This is a genomic window from Paenibacillus sp. 2TAB19 (genome assembly GCF_052115185.1).
Lineage (GTDB): Bacteria > Bacillota > Bacilli > Paenibacillales > Paenibacillaceae > Pristimantibacillus.
This window is the reverse complement of the sequence record NZ_JBFRGE010000146.1, coordinates 1-6352: the sequence shown is the minus strand read 5'-3', so window position 1 is coordinate 6352 and position 6352 is coordinate 1. Positions and strand designations below refer to the sequence as shown.

General features: G+C 47.5%; 3 protein-coding genes and 1 pseudogene. All 4 read left to right on the top strand.

What is annotated here, in order from left to right:
* Positions 1-882, top strand: a pseudogene (locus AB4Z33_RS30110) (alpha-glucuronidase); the annotation flags it as partial.
* Positions 883-1100: 218 nt separating this feature from the next.
* Positions 1101-2684, top strand: coding sequence for a response regulator transcription factor (locus AB4Z33_RS30105; RefSeq protein WP_442053426.1), 1584 nt, complete (start codon positions 1101-1103; stop codon positions 2682-2684).
* 20 nt (positions 2685-2704) lie between these two features.
* Positions 2705-4468, top strand: coding sequence for a sensor histidine kinase (locus AB4Z33_RS30100; RefSeq protein ID WP_442053425.1), 1764 nt, complete (start codon positions 2705-2707; stop codon positions 4466-4468).
* Positions 4469-4618: 150 nt separating this feature from the next.
* Positions 4619-6316 (top strand): ABC transporter substrate-binding protein, encoded by a 1698-nt coding sequence (locus AB4Z33_RS30095; protein ID WP_442053424.1) that lies wholly within the window; start codon positions 4619-4621, stop codon positions 6314-6316.
* Positions 6317-6352 lie beyond the last annotated feature (36 nt).

Below are 6352 nucleotides of genomic sequence, written 5' to 3'. Positions count from 1 at the left end.
GAGCTGCAGATTACGCAGGAGTATACCGGACAACAGCGTCATTTATGTTATCTCGTCCCGCAGTGGAAAGAGGTATTGGAGTTCGATACCTTCGCGCGTGGCGAAGGCTCAACCGTTGCGTCTGCTGCAAGCGGAGCGCTGTTTGGCAGGAAGCTCGGGGGCATAGCTGCGGTATCCAATGTTGGCAATGATGATTGCTGGACGGGACATCCGCTAGCCGGGGCGAATTTATACGGGTTTGCAAGGCTGGCGTGGAATCCTTCTTTAGGCGCGGACGAAATTGCGGCAGAATGGACGGCCATGACGTTCGGGAACGACCCGGAATTAAATCGCACGATAACCGAGATGCTGCTTGATTCGCTTTCCATCTATGAGTCGTATACAGCGCCGCTTGGAGTTGGCTGGATGGTTAATCCTAACCATCATTACGGCCCGAACGTAGACGGCTATGAGTATTCCAAGTGGGGCACATACCACTTCGCGGATTGCAAAGGTATTGGCGTTGATCGAACCGTTCGTTCGGGAACGGGTTACTCGGGGCAATATACAACGCGTCAATTTGAAAAATACGAGTCGCTTGAGCAATGTCCAGATGAGCTGCTTCTGTTCTTCCATCATGTCCCTTATACGCATATTCTTCATTCCGGCAAAACCGTCATCCAGCATATATACGATACGCGCTTCGAAGGCGCGGAGCGCGCGGCTTTGTTAGTCACGAGATGGGAGTCCATAAAAGCTGATGTTAATGAGGAAATTTATAAGCTAGTGTGGGAGCGGCTCGGCGAGCAAGCGGAGCATGCAAAGGAATGGCGCGATATGCTGAACACTTATTTCTACCGTAAATCCGACATTGCCGATTCGCATGGCAGAACGATCTACTAAGTAAATAATAACGGCCCGGGAGTATCTTTCCTGGGCTTTTTTTCTACTTTCTGAAAAGGAAAGTGAAGAAACTAAATATTTTGCACCAAAAACTAATCATTTTAGGGTTACGACTATRCCRTCTAGAAGTTATAATAATCGGTGCTTCTGAATTGCGGGGCTCGAACATTTTGTATGCGTTTACATGATTCCATAACTATAGCTGGGAGTGGTGCAGGATGAAAAAGGTCATTCTCGTCGATGATGAAGTTTTTGCGCGGAAAGGCTTGCGAGTCCTTATTCCTTGGCAGGATCTCGGATATACGATTGTAGCAGAAGCGTCTGATGGAGAAGAAGCGCTGAAGCTAATCGAAGACATTCAGCCTGATCTAGTCGTGACGGATATTCGGATGCCGGTTATTGACGGCTTGAAATTGATCAATCTAGTGAAAGAAGAGCGATTGTCGCAGGCTAAATTTATCGTAATTACAGGCTATAACGACTTTGCGTATGCACAGCAATCGTTAAGATACGGCGTAGAAGACATCATTCTGAAGCCGATTGACGAGGACGAAATGATCGAGACGCTGAAGCGGCTATCGGTCAAGCTGGAGCAATCCTCGAAGCAGAAGGAAGCGATTAGAGAGCGAAATGCGGTAGATTTACTGGATCAGTTATTGCAAGGAAATCTCGATCAGAAACGAAATGAAGAGCTTGTGCTGGAGCTTGGCTTGTGCAAGGGAGGCCATGAGTATCGCTATTTGTTAGTCGAGAGAAATAATGCGCCAGAGGAGGAGCAGCAGCAAGCGATTGCCAATCTGGAGAAGCTGAAGCTTGCGGCGCTAACGTTCTTAAGCAGTCCTCCTGATATGATTATCCATGATCGAGGCAGCTATGCATTTGGTATGTTTCTTCATTCCGGCCTGCTTGGTCCTTATTCGCATTCATGGGAACGACTCGCGGACAGATTGATTCGCGAGCTTGCGGTGTGTGCAGATGAGGCACAATTACAGCTTTATGCAGGCATCCCTTTCCGCAAGCCGGAGCAACTGAAAGCTTCATACGAGAGTACCCGTGAAGCCACGCTGCGCAAGCTTGCGCTAGGGGATCAAAAGATTATTTTCGCGGAAGAAGCGATGCTGCTAACTTTGCAGTACAAGGATGCCGACGCTCAATTAGCCGATATCCTCATAGATAAACTAGAGGAGAATGACCTCGCAGCGGTCAAGCAGACGGTGGACGCCGCCTTTCATTCCTTTCAATACGATCGTTTAGCGGGGCAATCCGTTAATGCTTTTTTATCCAAATGCGTGTTAAGCATAGCCGGGATTATCTCTAGAATGGATGGCCAAGAAAGCCATTTGCGTTCGATGAAACCGATTTTGGACTGGACGCTGCGTCCGATGACGGCCGCTGGCGTAAAGGGGCTGTTCCTCGATTTCATCGAAGAAAGCGCCGAATATTTAAGCGAGCTGCGCTGCGAGAAGGCAAGCGGAGGCATTCATAAGATCAAGCTGTACATTGATGCGAATTATCGGGAGAATATGAGTCTTAAGAGTATAGCCAAACGTTTTTTTATGAATCCCGTTTACTTAGGCCAGTTGTTCAAGAAGACCTATCAGGTGTACTTCAATGATTACGTGCTCAGTCTTAGGGTGCAGGAAGCTAAGCGTCTTCTCAGACAGACCGACTGCAAAGTATATGAGATCGCAGCGAAGGTTGGCTTCAGCAACGCCGATTATTTCGTCACCCAGTTCGAGAAGGTTGAAGGCAAGACGCCAACGGAATATAAGCAAGCGTTAATCGCGCGCAGCAAAACATAATAAAGTCGGTAGGTGAGTACATGTTCCAACGAATGAACGATATTCGGCTGCGCAATAAAATGGTCATCGTGTTCATCCTTGCCGTATTCATCCCGGTGGTGTTGACAAACGTCATCTTCTTTAACTTGACGACGAGCAGCGTGAAGAAGCAGAAGCTGGCTGATATCAACCGGGGGCTTGAGCAAATTCGCAATGAAGTTGATGATCAGATCGAAGCGGCGGTAGGCATATCGACCGTTCTATATAATGACACGTTATTGAATGAGTATATAGAGAGACAATACAGCAATCAGTCCGATTATGTGGAAAATTACCATACGTATATGATCAACTTGCTTGATAAATATAGCCCGGTGTATGAGGCTATTCAGGCGGTCACGATCTATTCCACCAACGATACGATTCTATATGGCGGGCGTGTGCAAAGAATCAACAGTCACGTTCGCGAGCAGAATTGGTACAAAAGCGTGATGAGCAAAATGTCGGCGCAGCCGGCTCTGGAGCGCAATGATCCTGAGTATCCAGGACTTGCTCCTAATACGCTGAGCATCATCCGGAAAATGGTCGATTCTGGTGTTAATGGTTCGGCAGAAAAGCTGATTAAGATCGATATGCATCCCCAAACGATAAGAGAAATGCTGCAAAACGTTACGCTCGAGGGAACGGTCTATTTAATTCGCGATAATGAAATTCAATATTCGTCGGATCCGAAGCAACCGCTTAACGACGGAAGCGGACGAAGCATCCATTATGACCAGCCGGATACGTCCGGTGATATGATCGTGCTGGAAAAAGACTTTGGCAACGTTACTTATCTGGAAGGCTGGAAAATCGTTGGCGAGTTCAAGGAGCGCGAGGTGCTGGAGGACGTCAACAAATCGAAGTTATTCGTCGTGTATATGTCCTTTGCCAATATTCTCGTTCCGACGCTTATACTCGTATGGTTCACTCGGTCGCTAAGCGTTCGGCTTGTCCGCATTCTTAAGCAGATGAAGCGGGTGAAGAACCATTCGTTCGAGACGATCAACGATCCCCCGTCAGCGGATGAGATCGGCCAGCTCACTGAGGAGTTTAATCGGATGACACGGCAGATCAAGTCTCTGATCGACGATGTCTATATCGCCGACATTCAGAAGAAAGAGCTTCAGCTGAGCCGCAATCAATCTCAGCTTCATGCCCTGCAAAGCCAGATCAATCCACATTTCCTGTTCAATTCATTGGAGACGATTCGGATGCGAAGCTTGATGAAGGACGAGCTTGAGACGGCGAAGATCATTCATAATATGGCCAAGATCTTCCGCAAATCGCTTAGTTGGGGCAAGGACTGGATTACGCTCAAGGACGAGCTAGACCTTGTCGCGTGTTTCCTTGAAATTCAGAAATACCGCTTTGGCGACAAGTTGAACTATACGATTCATGCCGAAGAAGGTGTGCTGTCCACGATGATTCCGAAGATGACGCTGCAGCCGCTTGTTGAGAATGCAAGCATTCACGGGATCGAACCGCTCAAGGAGGCTGGATGGATACACATTCATATCGAGAGAAGGGCAACGGGGCTTGCTTATACGATTAAGGATAATGGCGTAGGCATTCCGCAGGAGAAGCTAGCGCACATGCTCGCTGGACTAGATAAGGATGACGCGGTTTCTGACAATGTAGGTATGAGAAACGTCTATTTGCGGTTCAAAGGATTTTATGGAGACAAGGCAGATTTCCAAATCAAGAGCGAGCCGGGTCAAGGGACCGAAATCACGATTGTGATAACCGAAAATAATGACATTTGACCTAAGATGGTCAAAATGTGACAGCGTTTTCAAAATGATATAAGTTTTTGAGAGTAAAACATAAAGTTTGCTAGGTAAACAGCGCAGCCATCCTCTTATACACTGAAAGTGCTTACAAATTACAAGATAGCGAAAGGGGAAACAACTTGTATGACTAAAAAAAGATGGCTGATGGCAACGTTCGCATCCGTAATTGCAATCTCGCTGATCGGTTGCTCGGGCAACAACGGAGGCAACAACACGCCTGCCGCAACGAATGACCCTGCAAACAACGCTGCAACGGCTGAACCGGAGGCTGCGAAACCGGAACCAGTGACGTTCACGTACTTTAACGCAACTGCGAACAAAGACACCGATTCGAACAAAACCGAAGTCGGCAAAGTGCTTGAAGATCAAACGGGCGTAAACTTTAAAATGGAATTTCTTGTTGGCGATTTGAATACAAAAATCGGAACGATGATCGCTAGTAACGAATACCCGGATGTTATTTCGCCCGATGCAGGCATCGACAAAATTGTTGAAGCGGAAGCGCTAATCCCGCTGAACGATCTAATCGACCAATTCGCTCCTAACATTAAACGTGTATACGAACCATACTACAACTTGATGAAAGCGGAAGACGGCAACATCTACTTCCTGCCATTCAGCCCGCTTGTTGGTGAATTCATCCCTGCACCGAACATCGATCAAGGCGCTTTCTGGATTCAAAACCGCGTACTGAAGGAAGCCGGTTATCCGAAAGTGAAGACGCTTGACGAGTACATCAAGCTCATCACTGATTACGCTGCAGCTCATGCGGACGAGGACTTGATCGGCATGACGACGCTGACGCATGACTGGCGCTTCTTCGCAGCTACGAATCCTCCGAACCACATGGCCGGTTACCCGAACGACGGCGAAGTACAAGTCGATTTGGCTACGATGGATGCCAAAGTATACGGCAACAACGAAGATACGAAGCGTTGGATGAAGACGCTGAACGATCTGAATACAGCGAAGCTGTTCGACAAGTCTTCTGTTGTAGATAACTACGACCAATACTTGGCGAAGCTGACAGGCGGTAAAGTACTAGGCTTCTTCGATTACGGCTGGCAGATCAACCAAGCTACGCAAACGCTTAAAGCTAACGGCAATGATGATCTTGAGTACTTCCCGCTTCCAATCGTATTCGATGGCAGCATCAAAGACCAATATTTGGAACCGGCATCATTCGTTAACAACCGCGGTATCGGAATTACGGTAAGCGCTAAAGATCCTGAACGTATCATTAAGTACTTCGATAATCTCTTGACCGATGAGAACCAGCTTCTTACGCGTTGGGGTATTGAAGGCAAGCATTATTCGAAAGACGCGAACGGCCGTCTGTATCGTACAGCTGAGCAAATTGCTCAATTGCAAAATAACGACTACAAAAGAGAAAGCGGTATTGGCTACTACGAATACTACTGGCCAATGTATGGTCAAGGCTCGTCGTTCGCTGACGGCAATGCAGTCGATCCAGGCAGACAGCCTGAAGTGGCGCAAGCATCGTATTCGGCAGCGGAGAAGGAACGTTTAGCGAAATACGGCGTGAAAACGTATGCCGAGATGTTCGCTGCACCAGATGAACGCCCTTGGTACCCAGCATGGAGTATCGCTCTGGAGCAAGGATCGGATGCTCAAATCTATGGCGTTAAGAAAACAGATTTGCTTCGCAAATATTTTGCCAAGATCGTTCTTGCTCCGGCATCTGATTTCGACAAGCTATGGGATGAGTATGTAGCTGAATACAATAAGCTTACTGTTGCCGAATATGAAAAAACGATGACGGAAGAGATTAAGAAAAAAGTTGCGAAAATTAAAGGTTAATGAAGCATGAAGAAGCGGGGCAGAGCTGGGCAAGCC

Excerpts from the sequence above, each read along its gene's own strand:
- AB4Z33_RS30100 (WP_442053425.1), top strand. The coding sequence starts at position 2,705 with ATGTTCCAACGAATGAACGATATTCGGCTGCGCAATAAAATGGTCATC.
- AB4Z33_RS30095 (WP_442053424.1), top strand. The coding sequence starts at position 4,619 with ATGACTAAAAAAAGATGGCTGATGGCAACGTTCGCATCCGTAATTGCA.
- AB4Z33_RS30105 (WP_442053426.1), top strand. The coding sequence starts at position 1,101 with ATGAAAAAGGTCATTCTCGTCGATGATGAAGTTTTTGCGCGGAAAGGC.